Genomic DNA, 25,705 nt, shown 5'->3' on the forward strand with positions numbered 1-25,705 from the left:
AGATTACAGATTCCGCAGCGCGGCGACTACTGCATCGCCCATTTGCTGGGTACCGACTTTGGTACAACCGGCCGACCAGATGTCGCCTGTGCGCAAGCCCTGGTCCAACACCACGCTGACCGCTTTCTCGATGGCATCGGCGGCTTCATTGAGGTTGAAGCTGTAGCGCAGCATCATCGACACCGACAGGATGGTCGCCAGCGGGTTGGCGATGCCCTGCCCGGCGATGTCCGGCGCCGAACCGTGGCACGGCTCGTACATGCCCTTGTTGTTGGCGTCCAGGGACGCCGACGGCAGCATGCCGATGGAACCGGTGAGCATCGACGCTTCGTCGGACAGGATGTCGCCGAACATGTTGTCGGTGACGATCACGTCGAACTGCTTCGGCGCGCGCACCAGTTGCATGGCGGCGTTGTCGACGTACATGTGGCTCAGCTCGACGTCCGGGTAATCCTTGGCGACCTGCTCGACCACTTCGCGCCACAATTGGCTGGACGCCAGCACGTTGGCCTTGTCCACCGAGCACAGCTTCTTGCCCCGCACGCGGGCCATGTCGAAGCCGACCCGGGCGATGCGGCGGATTTCGCTTTCGCTGTACGGCAAGGTGTCATAGGCCTGGCGCTCGCCATTATCCAGCTCGCGGGTGCCACGGGGGGCGCCGAAGTAGATACCGCCGGTCAGCTCGCGGACGATGAGGATGTCCAGGCCCGAGACGATTTCCGGCTTCAGGCTCGAGGCGTCGGCCAGTTGCGGGTAGAGGATCGCCGGACGCAGGTTGCCGAACAGGCCCAGTTGCGCACGGATCTTCAGCAGGCCGCGCTCGGGGCGGATGTCGCGTTCGATCTTGTCCCATTTCGGGCCGCCCACGGCCCCCAGCAGCACGGCATCGGCGGCACGGGCACGGTCCAGGGTTTCATCGGCCAGGGGTACGCCGTGCTTGTCGATGGCCGCGCCACCGATGACGTCGTGGCTGAGTTCGAAGCCCAGGCCGTACTTGTCGTTTGCCAGCTCCAGGATCTTGACCGCTTCGGCCATGATTTCCGGGCCAATGCCGTCGCCTGGGAGAATCAGAATCTGCTTGCTCATGCTTTCCTCGTTTGCTTTGTCGGCGTGCCGGGTTTTCTACCGTGGGCACGCCAGGAAAAATGCTATCGCTCGGCCCACAGCACCAGTACATCCGTACTGAACGAACCATCGGCCTCAATCTCGAAATATTCACGCACTTCATCGCCCATCGCACGCTGCAGCTCAAGGATCGCACCGCGCATCACCTCGGGCGTGCGCATGCGCTCGACCCAGGACTGGTATTCCAGCCGCAGGCGCTGGCGCGCAAGGCTACGGGTGTACAACCCCGCCTCGCTGACCTGGCGCAACCACTCGTCGGCCGAATAATCGCGCACATGGCTGGTGTCGCGCAGCACTTCGATGCTTTGCAGGTAGGTGTCCAGCAACGGCGTGCCCGGCGACAGGATATCGATGAACGCCATCACCCCACCCGGCTTGAGCACCCGGCGCACTTCGCGCAACGCCTGGCCCAGGTCGCTCCAATGATGCGCCGAATAGCGACTGAACACGAAATCGAACTCGCCATCGGCGAACGGCAGGCGCTCGGCGGCACCGCGCACCGTGGTGATGTTGCCCAGGCCACGCTCAGCCGCTGCGGCGCCCACCACATCCAACATCTGTTGGGACAGATCGTAAGCCACCACTTCGCCGGCCAGCGGGGCCACGTGGAAACTCACGTGGCCGGCGCCGCACCCCAGGTCCAGCACGCGGGCCTGGTCATGGCCAGCCAGCGCAGCCTGTAGCAATGCAAACTCGGCGCCCTGGGCGTGCACGGCACTGCTCAGGTAGGCCGAGGCCTGTTCACCAAATTGTTTTTGTACAACCTGACTGTGGGCGGTGCTGGTCATGGGATGTCCTTGTGGTTTTGTATTGCCTGGGCGGTCCCCATCGCGAGCAAGCTCGCTCCTACAGGGGGTTTGTGAACTGCCCAAATCCAATGTGGGAGCGAGCTTGCTCGCGATGGCGTCTTTACGCCTTACGCAAGATCAAGCATCGCGAAACAACCAAGGCTGGCTGGCCCGGTGCCTGGCCTCGAACGCGGCGATCGCATCGCTGTCCTGCAAGGTCAGGCCGATGTCGTCCAGGCCGTTGAGCAGGCAATGCTTGCGGAACGCATCGATCTCGAAGCCCAGCACCTTGCCGTCGGGACGGGTCACGGTCTGGGCCGCCAGGTCGATCTGCAACTGGTAGCCCGGGTTGGCCTCGACCTGCTGGAACAGTTCATCCACTTCAGCATCGCTGAGGATGATCGGCAGCAAGCCGTTCTTGAAGCTGTTGTTGAAGAAGATGTCGGCGTAGCTCGGCGCGATGATGCTGCGGAAACCGTACTCTTCCAGCGCCCACGGCGCGTGCTCGCGGCTCGAACCGCAGCCGAAGTTCTCCCGGGCCAGCAACACGCTGGCGCCTTGGTAGCGCTCGGCGTTGAGCACGAAATCCTGGTTCAACGGCCGCTTGGAGTTGTCCTGGTACGGCTGGCCAACATCCAGGTAGCGCCACTCGTCGAACAGGTTCGGGCCGAAGCCGGTACGCTTGATGGATTTCAAGAACTGCTTGGGGATGATCTGGTCGGTGTCGACGTTGGCACGATCCAAAGGCGCGACAAGACCGGTGTGCTGGGTAAAAGCTTTCATGCTGCGCTCCTTCAGATCAATTCGCGGACGTCGACGAAACGGCCGTTGACAGCCGCCGCCGCGGCCATGGCCGGGCTCACCAGGTGGGTACGGCCACCGGCGCCCTGGCGACCTTCGAAGTTACGGTTGGAGGTGGAGGCGCAATGCTCGCCCGACTCCAGCCGATCCGGGTTCATCGCCAGGCACATCGAGCAGCCCGGCTCGCGCCATTCGAAACCGGCTTCGAGGAACACCTTGTCCAGCCCTTCCGCTTCGGCCTGTGCCTTCACCAGGCCCGAGCCCGGCACCACGATGGCCTGCTTGATGGTCGAGGCGACCTTGCGCCCCTTGGCAATCACCGCGGCAGCGCGCAGGTCTTCTATCCGCGAGTTGGTGCAGGAACCGATGAACACGCGGTCGAGCTGAATGTCGGTGATCGCCTGGTTGGCCTTCAGGCCCATGTACTTCAAGGCGCGGACGATGGAGTCGCGCTTGACCAGGTCCATTTCCCGGGCCGGATCCGGGACGTTCTGGTCCACGGCCAGGACCATCTCGGGCGAAGTGCCCCAGCTGACCTGCGGCTTGATCTGGGCGGCGTCGAGCTCGACCACGGTGTCGAACCTGGCATCGGCATCCGAGACCAGGTCCTTCCAGGCTTCGACCGCCATGTCCCATTGCGCGCCTTTTGGGGCGAACGGACGGCCCTTGACGTACTCAACGGTCTTTTCATCGGCGGCCACCAGACCCACCCGGGCACCGGCCTCGATGGACATGTTGCAGATGGTCATGCGGCCTTCGACCGACAAGTCGCGAATCGCGCTGCCGGCGAACTCGATGGCATGGCCGTTACCGCCGGCGGTGCCGATCTTGCCGATCACGGCGAGGACGATGTCCTTGGCGGTCACGCCGAACGGCAGGGTGCCTTCGACACGCACCAGCATGTTCTTCATTTTCTTGGCGACCAGGCACTGGGTGGCGAGCACATGCTCGACCTCGGACGTACCGATGCCATGGGCCAGGGCCCCGAATGCGCCGTGGGTCGAGGTGTGCGAGTCGCCGCAGACCACGGTCATGCCGGGCAAGGTCGCGCCCTGCTCCGGGCCGATGACGTGGACGATGCCCTGGCGCACGTCGTTCATCTTGAATTCGACGATGCCGTACTCGTCACAGTTATCGTCGAGGGTCTGGACCTGCAGGCGCGAGACCTGGTCGGCAATGGCCGCGATGCCGCCCTTGCGCTCCGGGGTGGTCGGTACGTTGTGGTCCGGGGTGGCGATGTTGGCATCGATGCGCCACGGCTTGCGCCCGGCCAGGCGCAGGCCTTCGAAAGCTTGCGGCGAGGTCACTTCGTGGATGATGTGACGATCGATGTAGATCAGCGCCGAGCCATCGTCGCGCTGCTTGACCAAATGCGAATCCCAGAGCTTGTCGTAGAGCGTTTTGCCGGCCATCAGACGGTTCCTCATCAGCTTGTTTCTATGCCCCGGGCCTTGAACGATTCAATAACCCCTTGGCTTGTGAGGCTGATGCTATGGGGTTACATTGAATAACTCAAATTCATATTTTTTATACTTTGCATAACCAACTGGAATTCGAACTCGACCACCATGGATCTCGCCAACCTCAACGCCTTCATTGCCATCGCCGAGACGGGCAGTTTCTCCGGCGCCGGTGAACGCCTGCACCTGACTCAACCGGCCATCAGCAAGCGGATCGCCGGCCTGGAACAGCAGCTCAACGTGCGCCTGTTCGACCGCCTGGGTCGCGAGGTGGGCCTGACCGAGGCCGGCCGCGCGCTGCTGCCACGGGCCTATCAGATCCTCAATGTGCTGGATGACACCCGTCGCGCCCTGACCAACCTGACCGGCGAAGTGACCGGGCGGCTGACGCTCGCCACCAGCCACCACATCGGGCTGCACCGCTTGCCGCCGCTGTTGCGGGCCTTCACCCGACGCTACCCGCAAGTGGCGCTGGATATTCAGTTCCTGGATTCGGAAGTGGCCTACGAAGAAATCCTCCACGGCCGGGCGGAGCTGGCAGTGATCACCCTCGCCCCCGAGCCCCACACACTGGTACGTGCCACGCCGGTCTGGGACGACCCGCTGGATTTCGTGGTGGCGCCGGAACATGCGCTGCTGGAAAACGGCGCGGTCAGCCTCGCCGACATCGCCCGGCACCCAGCCGTGTTTCCCGGCGGCAATACGTTCACCCATCACATCGTGCACAAGCTGTTCGAGGCCCAGGGCCTGACGCCGAACATCGCCATGAGCACGAATTATCTGGAAACCATAAAAATGATGGTCTCCATCGGCCTGGCCTGGAGCGTCCTGCCGCGCACCATGCTCGACGAACAGGTCGCGCGCATTCCTCTGCCGGGCATACAGCTCAGTCGCCAGCTAGGCTATATCTTGCATACCGAACGGACGCTGTCGAACGCGGCACGGGCCTTCATGGCGCTATTGGACGCACAAATCGATCTGCCAGGGACTTGAGGCATGGGTTGTGCGACGCCTGTAGCGCCACGACGCCTGCGCTCAAGTCCCAAACCTGCCCAAGGCTCGCCAGAGAATGCCCAAACCCGTAGACCCGCTACCGCCCTTGCCGCGCATCCAGGCGCTTGACCCGAAGCGGTCCGAGCAAAGCTGGGACAGCGCCCCCCAGTTGCTGGCCGCCCTCAACGGTGCGCGGCTGGGCGCCTGGTCGTGGGACATCGAGACGGGCCAGATCAGCTGGTCCCGTGGCACGCAGGCGCTGTTCGGCTTCGACCCGCGCCAGCCGCTGCCGGCGGACATGGACTACCTGGACCTGCTGCTGCCCGAAGACCGCGCCCGCGCCATCCGGGCCTTTCGCGCCGCCGTGGCCGGCGCGCCAGTGGAACAGGCGATGCACCACCGCATCGTCTGGCCCGACGGCAGCGTGCACTGGCTGGAAATCAACGGCAGCGTCCTGCCCGACAAACACGGCCGCCCGCGCATGATCGGGGTGATCCGTGAGATCACCCACCAGCGCCAGCGCGAGCAGGCCTTGCGCAGCTCGGAGAAACGCTTCGCCACGCTGTTCCACCTGTGCCCGAACATGGTGCTGCTGACCCGCCAGGAAGACGGCTTGATCAGCGAGGTCAACCAGTATTTCGAAAGCCTGTTCGGCTGGCCGGTGCATGCCGTGATCGGCCGCACGACCCTGGAACTGGGCTTGTGGGTCGACCCCAGCCAGCGGGCGAAACTGGTGGAGGCGACCAAGGCCAAGGGCGAACTGGTCAGCATGGAAGTGGAGTTCCGCGCCAGTAACGGCCAGATCCACAACGGCATCCTCAGCGCGCAAAAGGTCGAGCTCGAAGGCCAGCCCTACCTGCTGAGCACGTTTCTCGACACCACCGAGCGCAAACTGGCCGAACAAGCCCTCAAGGACAGCCAGGAACGCCTCGACCTGGCGCTCGACTCGGCGCAACTGGGCACCTGGGACTGGCACATTCCCAGCGGCATGCTCTACGGCTCCGCCCGTGCCGCGCAATTGCACGGCCTGGAGCCCAAGGCCTTCCACGAATCGTTCGACGCGTTTTTCGAAGGGGTGCCCGATGAAGAACGCAACAATATGCGCAACGCCTATCGCAGCCTGCGCGAAGGCCCGGCGGGCAATTACCAGCTGACCTACCGGGTGCAGTTGCCGGACGGCAGCTCCCGCTACCTGGAAAGTCGTGCACGCCTGTACCGCAACGAAGACGGCAGCCCCTTGCGCATGGCCGGCACCCTGCTGGACATCACCGACCAGGTCGAACGCGAACAGAGCCTGGCGGCGTCGGAAGAGAAATTCGCCACGTTGTTCCAGGTCAGCCCCGACCCGATCTGCGTGACCCACCAGGACAGCGGCCGGTTCCTCGAAATCAACTCCAGCTTCACCCAGACCTTCGGCTGGAGTGCCAAGGACGTGATCGGCCTCAGCGCCGACGAAATCGGCCTCTGGGAAGCTTCGGGTGGCAGCCTGCAGCGCATCGAACGGGTCATCCGCGAGCAATCGCTGAGCAACGTCGCCATCGTCGTCCACCACAAGGACGGCCAACCGCTGACCTGCGTGATCTCCAGCCGCCAGATCAACGTCGGCAACCAGCCCTGCATCGTCACCACCCTGCGGGACATCACCCATCAACAGCGTTCGGAAGCGGCCCTGAAGGCCAGCGAGGAGAAATTCGCCAAGGCGTTCCATTCCAGCCCCGACGCCATCACCATCACCGAGCGCGAAAGCGGTCGCTACCTGGAAATCAATGACGGGTTCTGCCGCCTGACCGGCTACCGCGCCGATGAGGTGCTCGGCCGCACGGTCTATGAAGTGGGCATCTGGGCCGAGGAAAAACAGCGCACGGCGCTGCTGGCCGAACTGCAACTCAAGGGCCGCGTGCACCACCAGGAAATGCTCGGGCGCAACAAACGCGGGGAAATCCTCACGGTGGAGGTGTCCGTCGAGCCGATCACCCTGAACGAAACCGCTTGCCTGCTGCTCACCGCCCGGGACGTCAGCCTGTTGCGCAATGCCGAGGCCCAGATCCGCCACCTGGCCTACCACGACCCGCTGACCAACCTGCCCAACCGCGCCCTGTTGATGGACCGGCTCAGCCAGCAGATCGCCCTGCTCAAGCGCCATAACCTGCGCGGCGCCCTGCTGTTTCTCGACCTGGACCACTTCAAGCACATCAACGACTCCCTCGGCCACCCGGTGGGCGACACCGTGTTGAAGATCATCACCGCGCGGCTGGAGGCAAGCGTGCGCCTGGAAGACACCGTGGCGCGGCTCGGCGGCGACGAGTTCGTGGTGCTCCTCAGCGGCCTGGAAGGCAGCCGCGCCGCGGTCAGCGAGCAAGTACAGAAACTCGCCGACACCCTGCGCGAACTGCTCTCGGAGCCGATGTTCCTCGACGGCCAGCGACTGCAGGTCACGCCGAGCATCGGCATGGCGCTGATTCCCGACCACGGTTCCACCCCCGCCGACCTGCTCAAGCGCGCCGACATCGCGCTGTACCGCGCCAAGGATTCGGGGCGCAACACCTCGCAGATGTTCCAAGCCACCATGCAGAAAGCCGCGAGCGAACGCCTGCGCATGGAGACCGACCTGCGCCAGGCCCTGGCCCGGGGCGAGTTCAGCCTGCACTTCCAGCCCCAGGTCGACGCCCGGGACAACCGCATCGTCGGTGCCGAAGCCCTGGTGCGCTGGCATCACCCGGAACTGGGTGCACAGTCGCCCAACGAATTCATCAAGGTGCTGGAGGACAGCGGCCTGATCCTTGAAGTCGGGACCTGGATCCTCGATGAAGCCTGCGTCGGCTTCAAGGCGTTGATCGCCAAGGGCAAGGTCGACCCGCGGCGGTTCAGCCTGTGCGTGAACATCAGCCCCCGGCAGTTCCGCCAGAGCGACTTCGTCGAACGCATCGAAAGCAGCCTGGTCACCCATGGCCTACCCTTCTCCATGCTGAAACTGGAGATCACCGAGGGCATCGTGATCCACAACCTGGATGACACCATCGGCAAGATGCGCCGCCTGAAAAAACTCGGCGTGAGCTTCGCCATGGACGACTTCGGCACCGGCTATTCGTCGCTGACCTACCTCAAGCGCTTGCCGGTGGACACGCTGAAAATCGACCAGTCATTCGTGCGTGACGCCACCAGCGACCCGAACGACGCTGAAATCATCCGCGCCATCGTCGCCATGGCTCGCAGCCTGAACCTGGAAATGATCGCCGAAGGCGTGGAAACCCTGGAGCAACTGCAATTCCTGCAAGGGCTTGATTGCCATTTGTACCAAGGCTACCTGCACAGCCGGCCGCTGCCGCTGGAGGCGTTCGAGCGGTTGCTGCCGTGATGCAAGCTCACAATTCGCAGCAAAGCCCGTGGCGAGGGGATTTATCCCCGTTGGGCGGTGAAACAGCCCCAAGCAGACCGGGCAACACCGTTCAGCCTGACACACCCTTTTAGGACTGCCGCGCAGCCCAGCGGGGATAAATCCCCTCGCCACAATGGGGTTCCACAACTGCATCACCTGCAATGAAAAAGGGCGCCTTTCGGCGCCCTTTTTCAGTGGCGATGCATCAGTTCTGCAACGCAGGTTGTTGCTGCGCCCCGTTGATCGGAATGCGCTTGGCTTTCGCCTCTTCCGGGATGACCCGCAACAGGTCGATACTCAACAGACCGTTGCTCAGGCCAGCGGACTTGATCTCGATATGGTCCGCCAACCGGAAGGACAGCTTGAATGCACGCTGGGCGATGCCCTGGTGCAGGTAGGTCACGCTGTCGTTGCTGGCCTCGCGCTTACCGCCGCTGATGGTCAGCACACCTTTTTCCACCTGCAGGTCCAGGTCTTCTTCCCGGAAACCCGCGGCGGCGACAACAATACGGTATTGATCATCACCGTATTTTTCCACGTTGTAGGGTGGATAGCTGCTGCCCGGTTCGTTGCGCAGGGCGGTTTCGAACAAGTCATTGAAACGGTCGAAACCTACCGAGGAACGGAACAGTGGGGCCAGCGAAAATGCAGTACTCATGATTCAAATCTCCTGAAAAATTCAGCAAGGTTTTTTGTCTCCACGACCCGAATTCGGCATCGCGTAACCCCTATCTAGGGGCCGCCAACTACTTTTCAAGAGGTTTTTCGAAATTTTTTTCAGGCCGCTTCAGTGCGCTTCACGCCCAGCAGATGCCCCACCGCGTCGAGCTCGGTTTCGCGCCGCAACGCGCTGAACAACGTCGCCGCCTCGGGGTAATTGCGGGTCAGCATCGCCAGCCACTGCTTCAGGCGACCGGGGGCCTGGCGGGGCGTCAGTTGTTCGACCACTTGCCGCCAGAAGTCCTGCAGCATCGGTTGCAGGTCGGCCCAGGACATCGGCAGCACGTCCTCTCCGGCCCGGGCCGCGGCGATCTGCCGGGCCAGGTCCGGGCGGGAAACCAGGCCGCGACCGAGCATGATGTCCTCGACACCGCTGATTTCGCGGCAACGGCGCCAATCCTCGACGCTCCAGATATCGCCGTTGGCGAACACCGGGACCTTGACCACGTCCTGGACCCGGGGGATCCACTCCCAGTGGGCCGGCGGCTTGTAGCCATCGGTCTTGGTCCGCGCATGCACCACGATGTGCTCCGCGCCCCCCTCGGCCAACGCCGTGGCGCACACCAGCGCGCCGTCCGGGCTGTCGAACCCCAGGCGCATCTTGGCGGTCACCGGGATGTGCCGGGGCACTGCGCGACGCACATGCTCGACGATCTGGTTGAGCAGCTCCGGCTCCTTGAGCAACACCGCCCCGCCCCGGGACTTGTTCACGGTCTTGGCTGGGCAACCGAAGTTCAGGTCGATCACCTCCGAGCCCAGCTCGCAGGCCAACGCGGCGTTTTCCGCCAGGCATACCGGGTCGGAACCCAGCAATTGCACGCGCAACGGCACGCCGGCAGCGGTCCGGGCCTGGGTCAGCAACTCGGGGGCGAGCTTATGGAAATACGCCGGCGTGAGCAGGCGGTCGTTGACGCGGATGAACTCGGTGACACACCAGTCGATACCGCCAACGCGGGTCAGGACATCGCGCAGGATGTTGTCGACCAACCCCTCCATGGGCGCCAGGGCAATTTGCATGGGAAGAACACACTCAACGGAAAAACGTGCGGCAGTTTACCGGATTTTGCCCAGGGCATCGGCATTCACAGCCAAACCCTGCTCGCGATGGCGGTGTATAAGCTTGCGCAAATGTTGAATGTAGCGCCGCTATCGCGAGCAAGCTCGCTCCCACAGGGGTTCTCGATCGTTCAAAAATCCTGCTCACCCCAAATCCCTTGTGGGAGCGAGCCTGCTCGCGATAGCGGTGGGTCAGTCGATGAGAATGCCGGATGGTTCCAACGCCGGACCATAACCCTCGATGAACTCCGCCGGCATGCGCTTGGGCCTGCCGGTCGACAATTCAATGCAGACGAAAGTGGTCTGGGCCCGCAGCAACGTGGCGTTATCCCGGGGCCGGACCAATTGGAAGTGCCGGGTCATCTTCAGGCGCTGGTCCCAGTCGACGATCCAGGTCGCCAACTGCAATTCGTCGCCTTCGTAGGCGGCCGCCAGGTAATCGATTTCATGCCGGACCACCGCCATGGCCCGGTCCAGGCGGCGATACTCCGCCAGGTCCAGCCCCAGGCGCTGGGAATGGCGCCAGGCGCAGCGTTCGAGCCAGGTGACGTACACCGCGTTATTGGCGTGCCCCAGTCCGTCGATGTCTTCGGCGTTCACTTGCAGATCAATGACGAACGGCGTTGCCCGATCCCAGCCCATGCCCTGCTCCCGGTCGAATGTGGATCGGGGCAGTGTACCGGATGCTCAGGCCGATTGCCGCGCCTGCAAGCTGCGCCCGGCCAGCAGGGATAATACCCCGTCGATCACCCGGGGATCCGCCAGCACCCGCTGGTGCCCGCCCTGGGGCAAACGCAGCAAGCGGCTGTCGAACCAGGCCTCGTGAATCAGTTGCGACTCCTTGACCGAGACGAACGTGTCGTCCTCGGCATGGACAATCAACCCCGGAACGTCCAATTGATAATGCGCCACGTCCATGGCCGAGGCACGCATGCCCACGTCGTTTTCCACCTGGCGAATGAAAGCCGAACGCGCCCGGGGCGGCAGGCCCATACGTCGGGCGAAACCGCGCAATACGCCGAGAATGCGCGAAGGCGCGGCGATGCTGACCAGCGTTTCGGTACGTAAACCCAGCTGAACCGCAAGCATGGCGCTGGCACCGCCCATGGAATGCCCGATCACAGCTTGCAGCGGCGGCAGTTCAGCCGCGGCTTCGAGCATCGCCCGGGCGAACAGCAGGACATTCGCCTCACGGCCAGGGGAGCGACCATGAGCCGGGCCATCCAGTGCGACCACCGTGTAACCTGCATTCACCAGCGCCGTGATCAGCGCAGCGAACTGCGTGGGCCGCCCTTCCCAGCCATGCATCAGCAAAACGGTCGGGCCCTTGCCCCAACGCAGGGCAGAAAGGCCGAAGCGCAAGGTGATGCGCTCGGCGCTTGCCAGCAGCGGCAACTCCCAGTCTCGCGGTGGCAGATTCCGGGGGTGCATGAACAGCGCGCGCATTTTCTTCGCCACCAGGCGCGGCGCCACGCGCCCCAGGGTGCCATTGACGCCACGAATCCAGCTTAATCTGTCCATCGCTCTTCTCCCACGGCTTGCGTCTCAGCTCACCGCACCGCAGATTTGGCGGCACGCAACACACGATCCGATAACTCTCCCGGACCCAGTGCCCGTGCCAGGGCCAGGCCACCGACCATCAGGGCGATGTCGGCAAGGGCCTTGTCGGCATCTTCCGGACTGGCCGCCAATTGCGCGGCCATTAATTCAATGTGCTCGTTGAGCACTTCACGAAACGGATCCGGCAGCCGTCCCAATTCGCCGATCGACGCGGGAATCGGGCAGGCATTTTCAGTGGAGTCCCGATGCTTGCGCGACAGGTAGAACGCGGCGACCAGGGCGCGCCGCTCTTCACCGGTAAGTTCGGTGTCCATATCGGCGATCAAGCCACGGCGCCGGCTGAGCAGTTGCTTGAAAGCCTCCAGCATCAGCGCGTCCTTGCTTTCGAAATGAGCGTAGAAGCCGCCAACCGTCAGCCCGGCTGCGCCCATCACCTCGCCCACGCTGGGCTCCGCCGGGCCACGCTGGATCAGCGCATCGCTGGCAGCCTTGAGAATGCGTTCACGGGTCTGTGCCTTTTTATCGCTCATCGCCACCTCCAAATATTACGAACACAATATTATCCATATAATAATTCTCTGCAAGCAGAATCTTGGCCGCTGGTCAGCGGTGTCTTTTTTCGAGGATAAGGGAATTGGCCGAACGCCAGACAAACAAAAGGGCCATTCAAGAATTGAATGACCCTTATAAAATCCCGCAGAGCGGGTAATCGTGGCGTCCCCTAGGGGACTCGAACCCCTGTTACCGCCGTGAAAGGGCGGTGTCCTAGGCCACTAGACGAAGGGGACACAAACCTTCTGAACATGATCAGCGCTGAGGACTGATCGCTTCAAGGCCGGTGTGGCCAGACCTTGAAGTGTAAATTGGTGGAGCTAGACGGGATCGAACCGTCGACCTCTTGCATGCCATGCAAGCGCTCTCCCAGCTGAGCTATAGCCCCGGATTTTTCGCCTCGCGGCGGAGCGACATCTTGCAACATCGCTTCTGTGAAACTGGCGTCCCCTAGGGGACTCGAACCCCTGTTACCGCCGTGAAAGGGCGGTGTCCTAGGCCACTAGACGAAGGGGACGCAAACCCTTCTGTACAACTGATCAACGCTGAGTGTTGATCCCTTCAAGGCCGGTGTGGCCAGGCCTTGAAGTGTAGATTGGTGGAGCTAGACGGGATCGAACCGTCGACCTCTTGCATGCCATGCAAGCGCTCTCCCAGCTGAGCTATAGCCCCTCATCGCTGAGGACGGGGCGAATCTTAAGGGCGTATCGGAGGGCTGTCAAATTTATTTTCAACAAATTTGAAAATTTTTTGCCGGGATAACAATCACTTACCGACAAACCCCGGAAAACCGGGGTGTGCCCTGCCTCATCGACCGCTTAAGCGATCGCGCCCAACAGTTTTTCCCACTCCTTGTTTTCCTTCTTCGACACCCCACCGAGCAGATCGATGGCCTGGCGCAGGCGGAAACGGGTCAGGTCCGGCCCGAGGATTTCCATCGCATCGAGCACCGATACGGAACTGGCCTGGCCGGTGATGGCGGCGAACATCAGCGGCATGGCATCGCGCAGCTTCAGCTCCAGGGACTCGACCACCGCCTGGATGGTCGCAGTGATGCTGTCCTTCTCCCACTGGCGCAAGCTTTCAAGCTTCCACAGGATCAATTGCATCAATTGGCGCACCTGGTCGCCAGAGAGTTTCTTGGACTCGAACAGCTTCGCGTCCGGCGTCACGCCGCCGGCGAAGAAGAAGCCGGCCAACGGCGCGATCTGGCTGAACGTCTCCACCCTGCCCTGCACATGGGGAGCGATCTTCATCAGGTAGTCGGGATTCAGCGCCCACTTCTGCACGCGTGCGGCGAACTCTTCCACCGGTAGATCCCGCAGCCACTGGCCGTTGAGCCAGGACAGCTTCTCGATGTCGAAGATCGGCCCGCCCAGGGAGACCCGCGACAGGTCGAAGTGCTCGACCATTTCCTGCAGGGAGAACTTCTCGCGCTCGTCCGGCATGGACCAGCCCATGCGACCCAGGTAATTGAGCATCGCCTCGGGCATGAAGCCCATGCGCTCGTAGAAGGTCACCGAGGTCGGGTTCTTGCGCTTGGACAGCTTGCTCTTGTCCGGGTTACGCAGCAGCGGCATGTAGCACAGCTGCGGTTGTTCCCAGCCGAAATACTCGTAGAGCAGGATCAGTTTCGGCGCCGACGGCAGCCATTCTTCACCGCGCAATACGTGGGTGATGCCCATCAGGTGATCGTCGACCACGTTCGCGAGGAAGTACGTCGGCAGGCCGTCGGTTTTCATCAGCACTTGCATGTCCATGCGATCCCACGGGATCTCGACATCGCCACGCAGCATGTCCGGGACCACGCAGACGCCTTCGGACGGTACCTTCATGCGGATCACATGGGGCTCGCCAGCGGCCAGGCGGCGGGCGACTTCTTCCTTCGACAACAGCAACGCACGGCCGTCGTAGCGCGGGGTTTCGCCACGGGCCATCTGCTCGGCGCGCATCTGGTCCAGCTCTTCAGCGGTACAGAAGCAAGGGAACGCGTGCCCCATGTCCACCAGCTGCTGACAGTACTGCTGGTAGATGGCACCGCGCTCGCTCTGGCGATAAGGACCGTGGGGGCCGCCGACATCCGGGCCTTCGCTCCAATCGATCCCCAGCCAGCGCAGGGCGTCGAAAATCTGCTGTTCGGACTCGCGGGTCGAACGCAACTGGTCGGTGTCCTCGATGCGCAGGATGAACTCACCGCCGTGCTGCTTGGCAAAGCAATAGTTGAACAAAGCGATGTAGGCGGTGCCGACATGGGGATCGCCAGTGGGCGAAGGCGCGATGCGGGTGCGGACGGTGGTCATGGCATGTCTCGGAAAAGAATAGAAAAGCGGAGTTCAAACAGGGGGCGAATGGTAACAGGCGATGGCGGGCGGGCTCCAGTGAGAGACAGATTGAGTGGCATCTGTCAGACCGGGTCGCTCCATTCGCGAGCAAGCCCGCTCCCACAGTAGATCGCGAAAGCCTGATCAACTCGGTCAACTGTGGGAGCGGGCTTGCTCGCGAAGAGGCCTTCCAAGCCACCCTAAACCTCAGACCGCCAACAACCGCTCCCGCAACTTGCCAATCTCGTCACGCAGCTGCGCTGCCGCTTCGAATTCCAGGTCCCGGGCCAGTTGGTACATCTTCTCTTCCAACTGCCGGATACGCTTGGTGATCTCGCTCGGCGAACGCAGTTCGGCTTCGTAGCGGGCGCTCTCCTCGGCGGCCTTGGCCATGCCCTTGCGCTTCTTGCTGCGCGAACCGGGCACGGTGGCGCCTTCCATGATATCGGCGACGTCCTTGAACACCCCTTTTGGCGTGATCCCGTTGGCCAGGTTGAAGGCAATCTGCTTGTCGCGCCGGCGCTCCGTCTCGCCGATGGCCCGCTCCATGGAACCGGTGATGCGGTCGGCATACAGGATCGCCCGGCCATTGAGATTACGCGCGGCCCGACCGATGGTCTGGATCAGCGAGCGCTCGGAGCGCAGGAAACCCTCCTTGTCGGCATCGAGAATGGCCACCAGCGACACTTCCGGCATATCCAGGCCTTCACGCAGCAGGTTGATGCCCACCAGCACATCGAAGGTGCCCAGGCGCAGGTCGCGGATGATCTCGACCCGTTCCACCGTGTCGATGTCCGAATGCAGGTAACGCACCCGCACGCCGTGGTCGGCCAGGTAGTCGGTGAGGTCCTCGGCCATGCGCTTGGTCAGCGTGGTGACCAGCACCCGCTCTTCCAGCGCAACGCGCTTGGTGATTTCCGACAGCAGGTCGTCCACCTGGGTCAACGCCGGCCGGACCTCGACCTGCGGGTCCACCAGGCCGGTCGGCCGCACCACTTGCTCGACTACCCGCCCGGCGTGCTCGGCCTCGTAGTTGCCGGGGGTCGCCGAGACGAAGATCGTCTGCGGGCTGACGCTCTCCCACTCGTCGAAGCGCATCGGCCGGTTGTCCAGCGCCGACGGCAGGCGGAACCCGTATTCCACCAGGGTTTCCTTGCGCGAGCGGTCGCCTTTGTACATCGCGCCAACCTGGGGCACGCTGACGTGGGACTCGTCGATCACCAGCAAGGCATCGGCCGGAAGGTAGTCGTACAGGGTCGGCGGTGGCGCGCCTGCCGGGCGGCCCGACAGGTAGCGGGAATAGTTCTCGATACCGTTGCAGTAGCCCAGCTCCAGGATCATCTCCAGGTCGAACCGGGTCCGCTGCTCCAGGCGCTGGGCTTCCACCAGCTTGTTGTGGGTGCGCAGGTAATCCAGGCGTTCCTGCAGCTCGGCCTTGATTCCTTCGATGGCGTCCAGCAGGGTTTCCCGTGGCGTCACGTAGTGGCTCTTGGGGTAGAAGGTGAAACGGGGCAGCTTGCGAATCACCTCGCCGGTCAGCGGGTCGAATGCTGAAATGCTCTCCACTTCATCGTCGAACAGCTCGATGCGGATCGCTTCCAGGTCGGATTCCGCCGGGAAGATGTCGATCACGTCGCCGCGCACCCGGAAGGTCGCCCGGGCGAAATCCATGTCGTTGCGGGTGTACTGCAGATCCGCCAGGCGACGCAGCAAGGCGCGCTGGTCGAGTTTGTCGCCACGGTCCACGTGCAACACCATCTTCAGGTAGGTTTCCGGGCTGCCCAGGCCGTAGATGCACGACACGGTGGTGACGATGATCGCGTCCCTGCGCTCCAGCAGCGCCTTGGTCGCCGACAGCCGCATCTGCTCGATGTGATCGTTGATCGAGGCGTCCTTCTCGATGAAGGTGTCCGACGATGGCACGTAGGCCTCGGGCTGGTAGTAGTCGTAGTAAGAAACGAAGTACTCCACCGCGTTGTTCGGGAAGAACGCCTTGAACTCGCCGTACAACTGGGCCGCCAGGGTCTTGTTCGGCGCCAGCACCAGGGTCGGGCGCTGCACCTGGGCGATCACGTTGGCGATGCTGAAGGTCTTGCCCGACCCGGTCACACCGAGCAACGTCTGGTGCGCCAGCCCGGCCTCGATGCCTTCGACCATCAGGCGGATGGCTTCCGGCTGGTCGCCAGCAGGTTGGAATCGGGTGACTAGCTGGAATTCAGACATGACATAACCCCTGGGTTCACTCCTGCCGGCCAGCCAACAGGAACGAGAAATACCGAAACGACTGATGTCGCCCGAGGAAAAAACTGGAATGCACACAATGTGGAGGTGAATGCCTTCGCTTTCAAGACGAACGTCCTACACGCCTTGCAGACTTTGACGCCACGAAGGGACTAACGGTCGAAAAAAATCGAAAATACTTACCGTAAAAACCGAATCGGCTGTCGCCCTGCCGGGTGATGGCCTCTATACTAGCTCCCCGTTTGTGCACCGCTCTAGTGCATCCGGCTGGAGCGTCACACGTCCCCCTCACTCCATTCAGAGCCGCGCAATAATGAGCCTGTTTTCCGCTGTCGAATTGGCACCCCGCGATCCCATCCTGGGCCTCAACGAAGCATTCAACGCCGATACCCGTACCAATAAGGTCAACCTGGGCGTAGGTGTTTACTGCAACGAGGAGGGGCGCATTCCACTCTTGCGCGCCGTGGTCGAAGCCGAGACGATTCGCGTGGCCCAGCACGTCTCCCGCGGTTACCTGCCCATCGATGGCATCGCCGCCTACGACCAGGCGGTCCAGACCCTGCTGTTCGGCAAGGACTCCCCGCTGATCGCCGCCGGCCGCGTCATCACCACCCAGGCGGTCGGTGGCACCGGCGCCCTGAAGATCGGTGCGGACTTCCTCAAGCAACTGCTGCCCGACGCCGTCGTGGCCATCAGCGACCCGAGCTGGGAAAACCACCGTGCGCTGTTCGAGACTGCCGGCTTCCCGGTGCAGAACTACCGCTATTACGACGCCGCCACCCATGATGTGAACCGCGCCGGCCTGCTGGAAGACCTCAACGCCCTGCCCGACCGCTCGATCATCGTGCTGCACGCTTGCTGCCACAACCCGACCGGCGTGGACCTGAGCCCGGAAGACTGGAAAAACGTGCTGGCCGTGGTCAAGGCGAAAAACCACGTTCCGTTCCTGGACATGGCCTACCAGGGCTTCGGCGCAGGCATCAATGAAGACGCCGCAGCCGTGCGCCTGTTCGCCGAATCGGGCCTGACCTTCTTTGCCTCCAGCTCGTTCTCCAAGTCGTTCTCCCTGTACGGCGAGCGTGTGGGCGCGCTGTCGATCGTCAGCGAGTCGAAGGAGGAAAGCACCCGCGTGCTGTCCCAGGTCAAGCGCGTGATCCGCACCAACTACTCCAACCCGCCGACCCACGGCGCCAGCATCGTCGCCGCCGTGCTCAACAGCCCCGAGCTGCGTGCACAGTGGGAAGCGGAACTGGGCGAAATGCGCCTGCGGATCCGCGGCATGCGCAACCAGATGGTGGACATGCTGGCCAAGGCTGCACCGCAGCATGATTTCAGCTTCGTCGCACGCCAGAGCGGGATGTTCTCCTACTCCGGCCTGACCGTTGAACAAGTGACGCGCCTGCGCAACGAGTTCGGCATCTATGCCCTGGACACCGGCCGCATCTGCGTGGCGGCGCTGAACCAGAACAACATCGAGGCGGTGACCAAGGCCATCGTCCAGGTGATCTGACGGAAAAGCACCTGAAAAAACCCTGGCAATGAGCCGCAAGTCATCATCAAGGGTTGACTTCTCTTTTCCAATCAGTAACATACGCGTCATTCCGCGATAGCTCAGTTGGTAGAGCAAGTGACTGTTAATCACTGGGTCCCTGGTTCGAGTCCAGGTCGTGGAGCCAGACAGCCAGACAAGAAGCCCCTGAATCGAAAGATCCAGGGGCTTTTTCGTGGGCGATGGAAAAGCGGCGACGGGTTGAAAAAGCCTGTCGAGGTCGCTACCGGAACAATCACCCGGCACCCAGAAGGCATTATGGTCTGAATCCTGCTTTCTTTTTTCCTACAACCCAAGCTGTCACGTGAGCGTCATGGCGGTGCCGCAAACTGGTGCCGTCCGTCAACAACAGCTTCATAACAACAAGGACGAAGGTATGCCCACGCAAAACCCCCACCGCATCGTTGGCTTGTGCACTTCCAGCAAGGTGTACAACGCGCTCACCGAACTCAAGCACCTGGAAGGCCACCGCACCGCCAAGTTCCTTTCGCTGCTGGCGGAAAACCTGGTGCGCAAAGGGGTGCTCCATGAGCACGAAGTGGTGCACATGCTCGATCTGGTGGTGGATTGACCGGCATCGATTCCCACTATCGAGCCAGTTGATTTTTCGTTACCACGGCTGAGTCGTAAGGTAACCCCCATCGATTGATGGAGGTTCCCATGCCCAAGATCCAAATCATGTCTGTCATTGGCAGCGCCGTCCCCGCCTCGCTCAGGGAACGTGGCCTGCTCGCCTGCTGGTACCTGGTACAGGATGGCGTGACCATCAGCGGCCCGCTGACTTCACTGCCCGCCGCCCAGGCCATGTCGCAACGCATCGGCCCGTATCTGCTGAGCGCCTAGTGGCCCGTGTGGGCATTACGGCAAGTGCACCCGGGGCGCGCTTTCGACGAACAGCGCCCAGCACGACAGGAACAGCGCGGCGATCAGCGGCCCGATCACGAACCCGTTCAGCCCGAACACGGCCAGCCCGCCCAGCGTCGAAACCAGCACCATGTAGTCCGGCATCTTGGTGTCCTTGCCCACCAGGATCGGTCGCAGGAAGTTGTCCACCAGGCCGATCACGAACACCCCGAACAGGCTCAGCACCACGCCCTGCCAGATAGCTCCCGAAAGCAGGAAGTACACCGCCACCGGTGCCCAGACCAGGCCCGCCCCCACCGCCGGCAGCAACGACAGGAACGCCATCAGCACTGCCCAGGGCAGTACCGTCGGGATGCCCAGGATCCAGAAGATCAACCCGCCCAGCGCGCCCTGGGTGATCGCCACCAGCAGGTTGCCCTTGACCGTCGCCCGCACCACCCGGTTGAATTTCAATTGCAGGCGCCGCTTCTGGTGTTCGGCCAGCGGCACCGCGGCGCGTACCTTGCGCACCAACTCGGGACCGTCGCGCAAAAAGAAGAACAACAGGTAAAGCATCACGGAAAAGCTGACCAGGAACTGGAAGGTGCCCTGGCCGAAGCTGAACGCCTGGGTGGCGAAGAACTCGCTGCCCTGCATGGCGCTCTTGACGATCTTGTCGCGCAGGCCGTTGAGGTTGCCCAGGCCGAAGCGATCCAGCAGGTGCTGGAAGTACGGCGGCAGCGCATCCTTGAAGCGCGCCAGGTAATCGGCAATGTCCAGCTCGCCGCTTTCGAGGCTCTTGTACAGCGCCGCGCCCTCCTGGACCAGCAGCATGCTGATGATGATCACCGGCAGGATCGCGATCACCACGCAGGTGCTCAGGGTGACCAACGACGTAATGTTGCGCTGCCAACCAAACTTCAGTTGCAGCCGTCGTTGCATCGGCGCAAAGACGATGCCCAGGATCACCGCCCAGAACACCGCGCCATAGAACGGCAACAGAATCCAGAAGAAGGCGATGGTGACCAGGACCAGCAAGAGCATCTGGGATTTATTTTGCAGCATCTTTCGATTCATCAGCTTTCCATGTCCTGAGGCGGGTTACACGTTAGTCAGCCAGGAATCGCCGGAGTGCCGTCGGTTCCGCGTCCCGGCATTGATCCACATCAATGAGCCCTGTCCGTTCGTGACGTACCCTCGCCGCTTTTTGCGACCCGACGCCACCATGACCCTCGCCGCCCCCGAACTGCTCGCCCCCGCCGGCACCCTGAAAAACATGCGCTATGCCTTCGCCTACGGGGCGGACGCGGTGTACGCCGGCCAGCCGCGCTACAGCCTGCGGGTGCGCAACAATGAATTCGACCACGCCAACCTGGCCCTGGGGATCCGCGAGGCCCAGGCCATGGGCAAGCGCTTCTACGTGGTGGTGAACATCGCCCCGCACAACGCCAAGCTGCGGACTTTCCTCAAGGACCTGGAGCCGGTGATCGCCATGGCGCCGGACGCGCTGATCATGTCCGACCCGGGGTTGATCATGCTGGTGCGGCGGCATTTCCCGCAGATGCCCATCCACCTGTCGGTGCAAGCCAACACCGTGAACTGGGCGAGCGTCGAGTTCTGGCAGCAGCAGGGCTTGAGCCGGATCATCCTGTCCCGGGAGTTGTCCCTGGAGGAGATCGCCGAGATCCGCGAACAGGTGCCAGCCATGGAACTGGAGGTCTTCGTCCACGGCGCGTTGTGCATGGCGTATTCCGGACGCTGCCTGCTGTCGGGCTACCTGAACCGGCGCGACGCCAACCAGGGCAGTTGCACCAATGCCTGTCGCTGGAAATATTCGGCGCAACCGGCGACCGAGAACCTGGTGGGCGACATCGTGCAAACCTTTGAGCCGGAGCCGACCCTGGGCATCGGCGCGCCCACCGACCAGGTGTTCCTGCTCCAGGAGGCAAACCGCCCGGAGGCATCCATGCCGGCCTTCGAGGACGAGCACGGCACCTACATCATGAACGCCAAGGACCTGCGCGCCGTGCAGCACGTCGACCGGCTGGCCCGCATGGGCGTGCATTCGCTGAAGATCGAAGGCCGGACCAAGTCGCACTTTTATTGCGCGCGCACCACCCAGGTGTACCGCCGGGCCATCGACGACGCCGTGTCAGGCCGCGAATTCGACCGTTCCCTGATGACCGACCTGGAGTCACTCGCCCAGCGCGGCTACACCGAAGGGTTCCTGCGGCGCCATGTGCATGATGAATACCAGAACTACCAGAACGGCAGCTCGGTGTCGGCGCGCCAGCAATTCGTCGGCGAACTGACCGGCGAACGCCGCGAGCGCCTGGCCGAAGTGCGGGTGAAGAACCGCTTCGGCCTGGGGGACCACCTGGAACTGATGACGCCCAAGGGCAACTTCCATTTCGACCTGCATCAGTTGCAAGACGTGAAAGGCCGCGGCATCGACGTCGCGCCGGGGGACGGGCACGTGGTGTACCTGCCGATTCCGGATGCGGTGGACCTGCGGTTCGGGTTGTTGATGCGGGATGTGCGGGAAGTGCCTGCCTGACTACTGTGGCGAGGGGATTTATCCCCGCTGGGCAACGAAGCAGCCCCAAATCAACGATGGTTTACCTGGTGCATCGCGCCATCTACCCAGGGGCTGCTGCTCCGCAGCCCGACGGGGATAAATCCCCTCGCCACAAGAGTGCATGACTTAAGTGGGCAGCACGACTTGCTCGGCAGGAACTGCCGAAGGCTGCGATCCTCCCCACCCGATAAGGCCCGGTTGCCCGGGCATGACATCTGGATCGGGTGCGAAAGATCGCAGCCTTCGGCAGCTCCGGCCGATCAGATCCGGAACTGGCCCACCAACTTGCCCAGGCGCTGGCCCAACTCGTTGAGGCTGCGAGAGGTCTGGGCGCCGAGTTGGGTTTCGTCGGCGACGCTGTCCACCGCCACGGCGATCTGATGCACGCTGCGGTTGATTTCCTCGGCCACGGCGGTCTGCTCTTCGGCGGCGCTGGCGATCTGGGCGTTCATCGAGTTGATGGTGCCGATCAACTGCGCCATGGTGTCCAGGGAGGCGCCCGCCTCGTTGGCCCGCACCGAGGTGCCGTCACCGGCCTCGCTGGAACGGCGCATCGCCTCCACGGCGGCGTGGGTGCCTGATTGCAAGCGGTCGATCATGCCCTGGATTTCCTGGGTGCTCTGCTGGGTCCGGCTGGCCAGGGCCCGCACTTCATCGGCCACCACCGCGAAGCCGCGCCCCGCCTCCCCGGCACGCGCGGCCTCGATGGCAGCGTTGAGCGCCAGCAGGTTGGTCTGCTCGGCAATCGAACGAATCACCCCGAGCACGCTGACAATCGACGACACGTCCTGCTGCAAGCTGTCCAGGGACACGCCGCTGCTGCGGATATCGTTCACCAACGCATGGATCTGCTGGATGCTGCCGGCCACCACGCGCTTGGCCGACTGGCCTTCTTCGTCGGTCTGCTGGGCCGCGACGGCGGCGCCCTGGGCACTGCGGGCCACTTCCTGGGCGGCCGAAGACATTTCGTTGATCGCCGTGGCGACCTGGTCGGTTTCGTGGCGCTGGCGCTCCATGGCCTGCTCCGAGCGCTGGGCCTGCTCGGACACTTGCGTCACCAGCCCGGTCAGTTGCGAGGTCATGTCGGTGATCTGCCGCACCAGGCCGTGGATCTTGTCGACGAAGCGGTTGAACGACCCGGCCAACTGGCCCAGTTCGTCCTGGCTGGTGATCGCCAGGCGCCGGGTCAGGTCGCCCTCGCCCGCCGCGATGTCGTCGAGGTTGTCCTTCATCAGGTGCAGCGGCCGCAGGATGGTGTTGGCCAGCAACAGGCCCACCACCGCAATCACCAGCAACACCACCGCGGCGATGCCGACAATACTCAGGATCACCCCCTGCACGCGCTCGTGGACCTTGGCCTCCACCAGGGCGACCTGGGCTTCGATGCCGTCCAGGTTGACCGAGCTGCCGACCGCCATGTCCCACTTGGGCAGGTATTCGGTGTAGCCCAGCTTGGGCACCAGTTCGTTGCTGTTGGGCAGTGGCGAGCTGTATTCGAGGTAGTGCGTACCGTCCTTGGCGACTTTCACCAGGTCACGGTTGACGTAGACCCCATTGGGGTCGCGGTTGTCCTTGAAACTCTTGCCCACGCCGTCGGGGCTGTTGGCCTTGAACAGGCGCACGGTTTCGGAATCGTAGCCGAAGAAGTAGCCGTCCTTGCCGTAGCTGACGCTCGACAGCAGCTTGATCGCCTGGGCCCGCGCCTCGTTGTCACCGGCCGCGGCGGCATCGTAGAGCGGCTTGATGGCCGTCAAGCCCACCGCGACATAGCTCTGCAGGGTCGCCTTGGCGTCGGCGAGCAAGCGTTCGCGCGTCTGCTGGACCTCTTTGCCGGCCTGCTCCTTCAGGATGAAGGCCGTGGTCAGGCTGATGATCACCGCGGACAACAGGACCGGCAGTATTGCCAGGGACAGGACTTTAGCCTTCAAGCTCAGGCGCATGCTGTTCACTCTTGTTGGTGTTATTGGCGTGGTTAGCTGGGTTAGCGGCAGCGCGCGTCAAAACTGTAGGACAAGGTGTACCGGCGTTGAGAGAAGGGTTGAATTTGAGGGCCCCTTCGCGAGCAAGCTCGCTCCCACAGGGGAATACATTTCAATGTGGGAGCGAGCTTGCTCGCGAAGGGGCCGACGCGGTCCCGGACTACAGCACCATCGCCGCCACCCAACCGAACGCCAGCAATGGCAGGTTGTAGTGGATGAAGGTCGGGACCACGGTGTCCCAGATATGGTGGTGCTGGCCGTCGATGTTCAGGCCGGAGGTCGGGCCCAGGGTCGAGTCCGAGGCGGGCGAGCCGGCATCGCCGAGGGCGCCGGCGGTGCCGACGATGCAGACGATCGCCAGCGGGCTGAAGCCCAGTTGCAGGCACAGCGGCACGAAGATCGTCGCCAGGATCGGCACCGTGGAAAACGACGAACCGATGCCCATGGTCACCAGCAACCCGACCAGCAGCATCATCAACGCGCCAATGCCCTTGTCGTGGCCGATCCAGGCCGCCGAGGCTTCCACCAGGCCCTGGACTTCACCGGTGGCCTTCATCACTTCGGCGAACCCCGAGGCGGCGATCATGATGAAGCCGATCATCGCCATCATCTTCATGCCTTCGGTGAACAGGTCGTCGGTCTCGCGCCAGCGCACCACACCCGACAGGGAGAAAATCAGGAAGCCGACCAGGGCGCCGATGATCATCGAGTCCACCAGCAACTGGATGGCGAACGCCGCCGCCACGGCCAACCCGGCCACGATCAGGCTCATGGGGTTGTAGCGCACCGCCACTTGTTCGACCCGGGCGATTTTCTTCAAGTCGTAGACGCGCTTCTTGCGGTAGCTGAACAGCGACAGCAGCAAGCCGAACAGCATGCCCAAGGCCGGGATGCCCATGGCGTGGGTGACGTTGATGCCGCTGACGTCCACGCCGCTGCGGGCGATGTTGGCCAGCAGGATTTCATTGAGGAAAATGTTGCCGAAGCCGACCGGCAGGAACATGTACGGGGTGATCAGGCCGAAGGTCATGACGCAGGCGATCAACCGGCGATCGAGTTGCAGCTTGGTGAGCACATAGAGCAGCGGCGGCACCAACAGCGGGATGAAGGCGATGTGGATCGGCAGGATATTCTGCGAGGCGACCGCGACGGTCCCCAGCAGCCCGATCAGGACCCATTTGACGCCCGAACCGCCGGCGGCGTCCTGGCGGTCCACCATGGCCAGGGCCTTGTCAGCCAGGGCGTGGGCCATGCCGGACTTGGCAATCGCCACCGCGAACGCCCCGAGCAATGCGTAGGACAGCGCCACCGTCGCACCGCCCCCGAGGCCGGCATTGAATGCCTTGAGCGTCGCCTCGATCCCCAGGCCACCGGTCAAGCCGCCCACCAACGCCCCAACGATCAGCGCGATCACCACATGCACGCGGGACAGGCTGAGAACCAGCATGATGCCAACCGCGGCAATTACTGCATTTATCATCGTTACCTCAAAGCACAGCGATGGAAAGCCACCGAACAAAAAGGCCGCGACTTTGCAGGAAGCGGCGCCAAGCTGCAAGGGCCGTGGGGCGGGTTTTCAGGCGTTCCGCAACGCAATACCCCCTGGCAGTCGGGACTGAGCGGAGATTTTTGAAATCGACCCAGGTCCGTGTGGGAGGGGGGGGGGGGGGGGGGGGGGGGGGGGGGGGGGGGGGGGGGGGGGGGGGGGGGGGGGGGGGGGGGGGGGGGGGGGGGGGGGGCGGGGGGGGGGGGGGGGGGGGGGG

20 protein-coding genes and 5 tRNA genes are annotated in these 25,705 nt (G+C 63.1%); 7 read left to right on the forward strand and 18 right to left on the reverse strand.

Annotated elements, in window-relative coordinates; all coding sequences use genetic code 11:
* Window positions 1-3 precede the first annotated feature (3 nt).
* From leuB to leuC, 4 genes are all read right to left on the reverse strand, one after another.
* A complete protein-coding gene (gene leuB, locus Q6A48_RS09370; RefSeq protein ID WP_304553774.1) occupies window positions 4-1,086 on the reverse strand; it encodes a 3-isopropylmalate dehydrogenase in 1,083 nt (360 codons plus the stop codon).
* A 62-nt stretch (window positions 1,087-1,148) separates the two neighbouring features.
* Window positions 1,149-1,913 (reverse strand): class I SAM-dependent methyltransferase, encoded by a 765-nt coding sequence (locus tag Q6A48_RS09375; RefSeq protein WP_304553775.1) that lies wholly within the window; start codon window positions 1,911-1,913, stop codon window positions 1,149-1,151.
* A gap of 138 nt (window positions 1,914-2,051) precedes the next feature.
* Entirely contained in the window at window positions 2,052-2,696 is a 645-nt protein-coding gene (gene leuD, locus Q6A48_RS09380; RefSeq protein ID WP_304553778.1) for a 3-isopropylmalate dehydratase small subunit, read from the reverse strand.
* Window positions 2,697-2,707: 11 nt separating this feature from the next.
* Complete coding sequence (gene leuC, locus Q6A48_RS09385) at window positions 2,708-4,126, reverse strand: 3-isopropylmalate dehydratase large subunit (RefSeq protein ID WP_304553779.1); 1,419 nt, start codon at window positions 4,124-4,126, stop codon at window positions 2,708-2,710.
* A gap of 156 nt (window positions 4,127-4,282) precedes the next feature.
* Here leuC and Q6A48_RS09390 point away from each other — a divergent pair, with 156 nt between their 5' ends.
* A complete protein-coding gene (locus Q6A48_RS09390; protein WP_304553781.1) occupies window positions 4,283-5,167 on the forward strand; it encodes a LysR family transcriptional regulator in 885 nt (294 codons plus the stop codon).
* Between the two features lie 76 nt (window positions 5,168-5,243).
* Window positions 5,244-8,522 carry a PAS domain S-box protein gene (locus Q6A48_RS09395; protein WP_304553782.1) on the forward strand — a complete coding sequence of 1,093 codons (3,279 nt, stop codon included), beginning with the start codon at window positions 5,244-5,246 and terminating at the stop codon, window positions 8,520-8,522.
* Window positions 8,523-8,748: 226 nt separating this feature from the next.
* On the opposite strand, the gene Q6A48_RS09400 is transcribed toward Q6A48_RS09395, so the two are convergent.
* From Q6A48_RS09400 to uvrB, 11 genes are all read right to left on the reverse strand, one after another.
* A complete protein-coding gene (locus Q6A48_RS09400) occupies window positions 8,749-9,201 on the reverse strand; it encodes an Hsp20 family protein (RefSeq protein ID WP_304553784.1) in 453 nt (150 codons plus the stop codon).
* A gap of 119 nt (window positions 9,202-9,320) precedes the next feature.
* The gene (locus Q6A48_RS09405; protein WP_304553786.1) at window positions 9,321-10,280 is read right to left on the reverse strand and encodes a tRNA dihydrouridine synthase; all 960 of its coding nucleotides are present in this window, start codon (window positions 10,278-10,280) and stop codon (window positions 9,321-9,323) included.
* 231 nt (window positions 10,281-10,511) lie between these two features.
* On the reverse strand, window positions 10,512-10,961 hold the full coding sequence (locus tag Q6A48_RS09410) for an acyl-CoA thioesterase (RefSeq protein ID WP_304553787.1): 450 nt from the start codon (window positions 10,959-10,961) through the stop codon (window positions 10,512-10,514).
* 45 nt (window positions 10,962-11,006) lie between these two features.
* Window positions 11,007-11,840, reverse strand: coding sequence for an alpha/beta fold hydrolase (locus Q6A48_RS09415; protein ID WP_304553788.1), 834 nt, complete (start codon window positions 11,838-11,840; stop codon window positions 11,007-11,009).
* Window positions 11,841-11,869: 29 nt separating this feature from the next.
* Window positions 11,870-12,409: a TetR/AcrR family transcriptional regulator gene (locus Q6A48_RS09420; RefSeq protein WP_304553789.1), complete on the reverse strand. Its 540-nt coding sequence runs from the start codon at window positions 12,407-12,409 to the stop codon at window positions 11,870-11,872.
* Between the two features lie 182 nt (window positions 12,410-12,591).
* Window positions 12,592-12,667 (reverse strand) — tRNA-Glu (locus tag Q6A48_RS09425).
* Between the two features lie 76 nt (window positions 12,668-12,743).
* Window positions 12,744-12,819, reverse strand: a tRNA-Ala gene (locus Q6A48_RS09430).
* Between the two features lie 53 nt (window positions 12,820-12,872).
* Window positions 12,873-12,948: transfer RNA gene (locus Q6A48_RS09435), tRNA-Glu, on the reverse strand.
* A 79-nt stretch (window positions 12,949-13,027) separates the two neighbouring features.
* A tRNA-Ala gene (locus Q6A48_RS09440) sits at window positions 13,028-13,103 on the reverse strand.
* 146 nt (window positions 13,104-13,249) lie between these two features.
* On the reverse strand, window positions 13,250-14,731 hold the full coding sequence (gltX, locus tag Q6A48_RS09445) for a glutamate--tRNA ligase (RefSeq protein WP_304553791.1): 1,482 nt from the start codon (window positions 14,729-14,731) through the stop codon (window positions 13,250-13,252).
* Between the two features lie 228 nt (window positions 14,732-14,959).
* On the reverse strand, window positions 14,960-16,975 hold the full coding sequence (gene uvrB, locus Q6A48_RS09450; protein ID WP_304553793.1) for an excinuclease ABC subunit UvrB: 2,016 nt from the start codon (window positions 16,973-16,975) through the stop codon (window positions 14,960-14,962).
* Window positions 16,976-17,306: 331 nt separating this feature from the next.
* Between uvrB and Q6A48_RS09455 the strand changes: the two genes are divergently transcribed.
* From Q6A48_RS09455 to Q6A48_RS09470, 4 genes are all read left to right on the forward strand, one after another.
* Entirely contained in the window at window positions 17,307-18,503 is a 1,197-nt protein-coding gene (locus Q6A48_RS09455) for an amino acid aminotransferase (RefSeq protein WP_304553795.1), read from the forward strand.
* Window positions 18,504-18,593: 90 nt separating this feature from the next.
* Window positions 18,594-18,669 (forward strand) — tRNA-Asn (locus Q6A48_RS09460).
* Window positions 18,670-18,918: 249 nt separating this feature from the next.
* Window positions 18,919-19,113 carry a hypothetical protein gene (locus Q6A48_RS09465; RefSeq protein ID WP_304553796.1) on the forward strand — a complete coding sequence of 65 codons (195 nt, stop codon included), beginning with the start codon at window positions 18,919-18,921 and terminating at the stop codon, window positions 19,111-19,113.
* 89 nt (window positions 19,114-19,202) lie between these two features.
* Window positions 19,203-19,385, forward strand: coding sequence for a hypothetical protein (locus Q6A48_RS09470; protein ID WP_304553798.1), 183 nt, complete (start codon window positions 19,203-19,205; stop codon window positions 19,383-19,385).
* 15 nt (window positions 19,386-19,400) lie between these two features.
* On the opposite strand, the gene Q6A48_RS09475 is transcribed toward Q6A48_RS09470, so the two are convergent.
* Window positions 19,401-20,462, reverse strand: coding sequence for an AI-2E family transporter (locus Q6A48_RS09475; protein WP_304553800.1), 1,062 nt, complete (start codon window positions 20,460-20,462; stop codon window positions 19,401-19,403).
* Between the two features lie 148 nt (window positions 20,463-20,610).
* Here Q6A48_RS09475 and trhP point away from each other — a divergent pair, with 148 nt between their 5' ends.
* Window positions 20,611-21,942 carry a prephenate-dependent tRNA uridine(34) hydroxylase TrhP gene (trhP, locus tag Q6A48_RS09480; protein ID WP_304553802.1) on the forward strand — a complete coding sequence of 444 codons (1,332 nt, stop codon included), beginning with the start codon at window positions 20,611-20,613 and terminating at the stop codon, window positions 21,940-21,942.
* Between the two features lie 281 nt (window positions 21,943-22,223).
* On the opposite strand, the gene ctpM is transcribed toward trhP, so the two are convergent.
* On the reverse strand, window positions 22,224-23,903 hold the full coding sequence (gene ctpM, locus Q6A48_RS26230; protein WP_304553803.1) for a methyl-accepting chemotaxis protein CtpM: 1,680 nt from the start codon (window positions 23,901-23,903) through the stop codon (window positions 22,224-22,226).
* Window positions 23,904-24,102: 199 nt separating this feature from the next.
* Entirely contained in the window at window positions 24,103-25,419 is a 1,317-nt protein-coding gene (locus Q6A48_RS09490; RefSeq protein ID WP_304553812.1) for a Na+/H+ antiporter family protein, read from the reverse strand.
* Between the last annotated feature and the right edge of the window lie 286 nt (window positions 25,420-25,705).

Source organism: Pseudomonas citrullilanati (assembly GCF_030580855.1).
Taxonomy (GTDB): domain Bacteria; phylum Pseudomonadota; class Gammaproteobacteria; order Pseudomonadales; family Pseudomonadaceae; genus Aquipseudomonas; species Aquipseudomonas citrulli.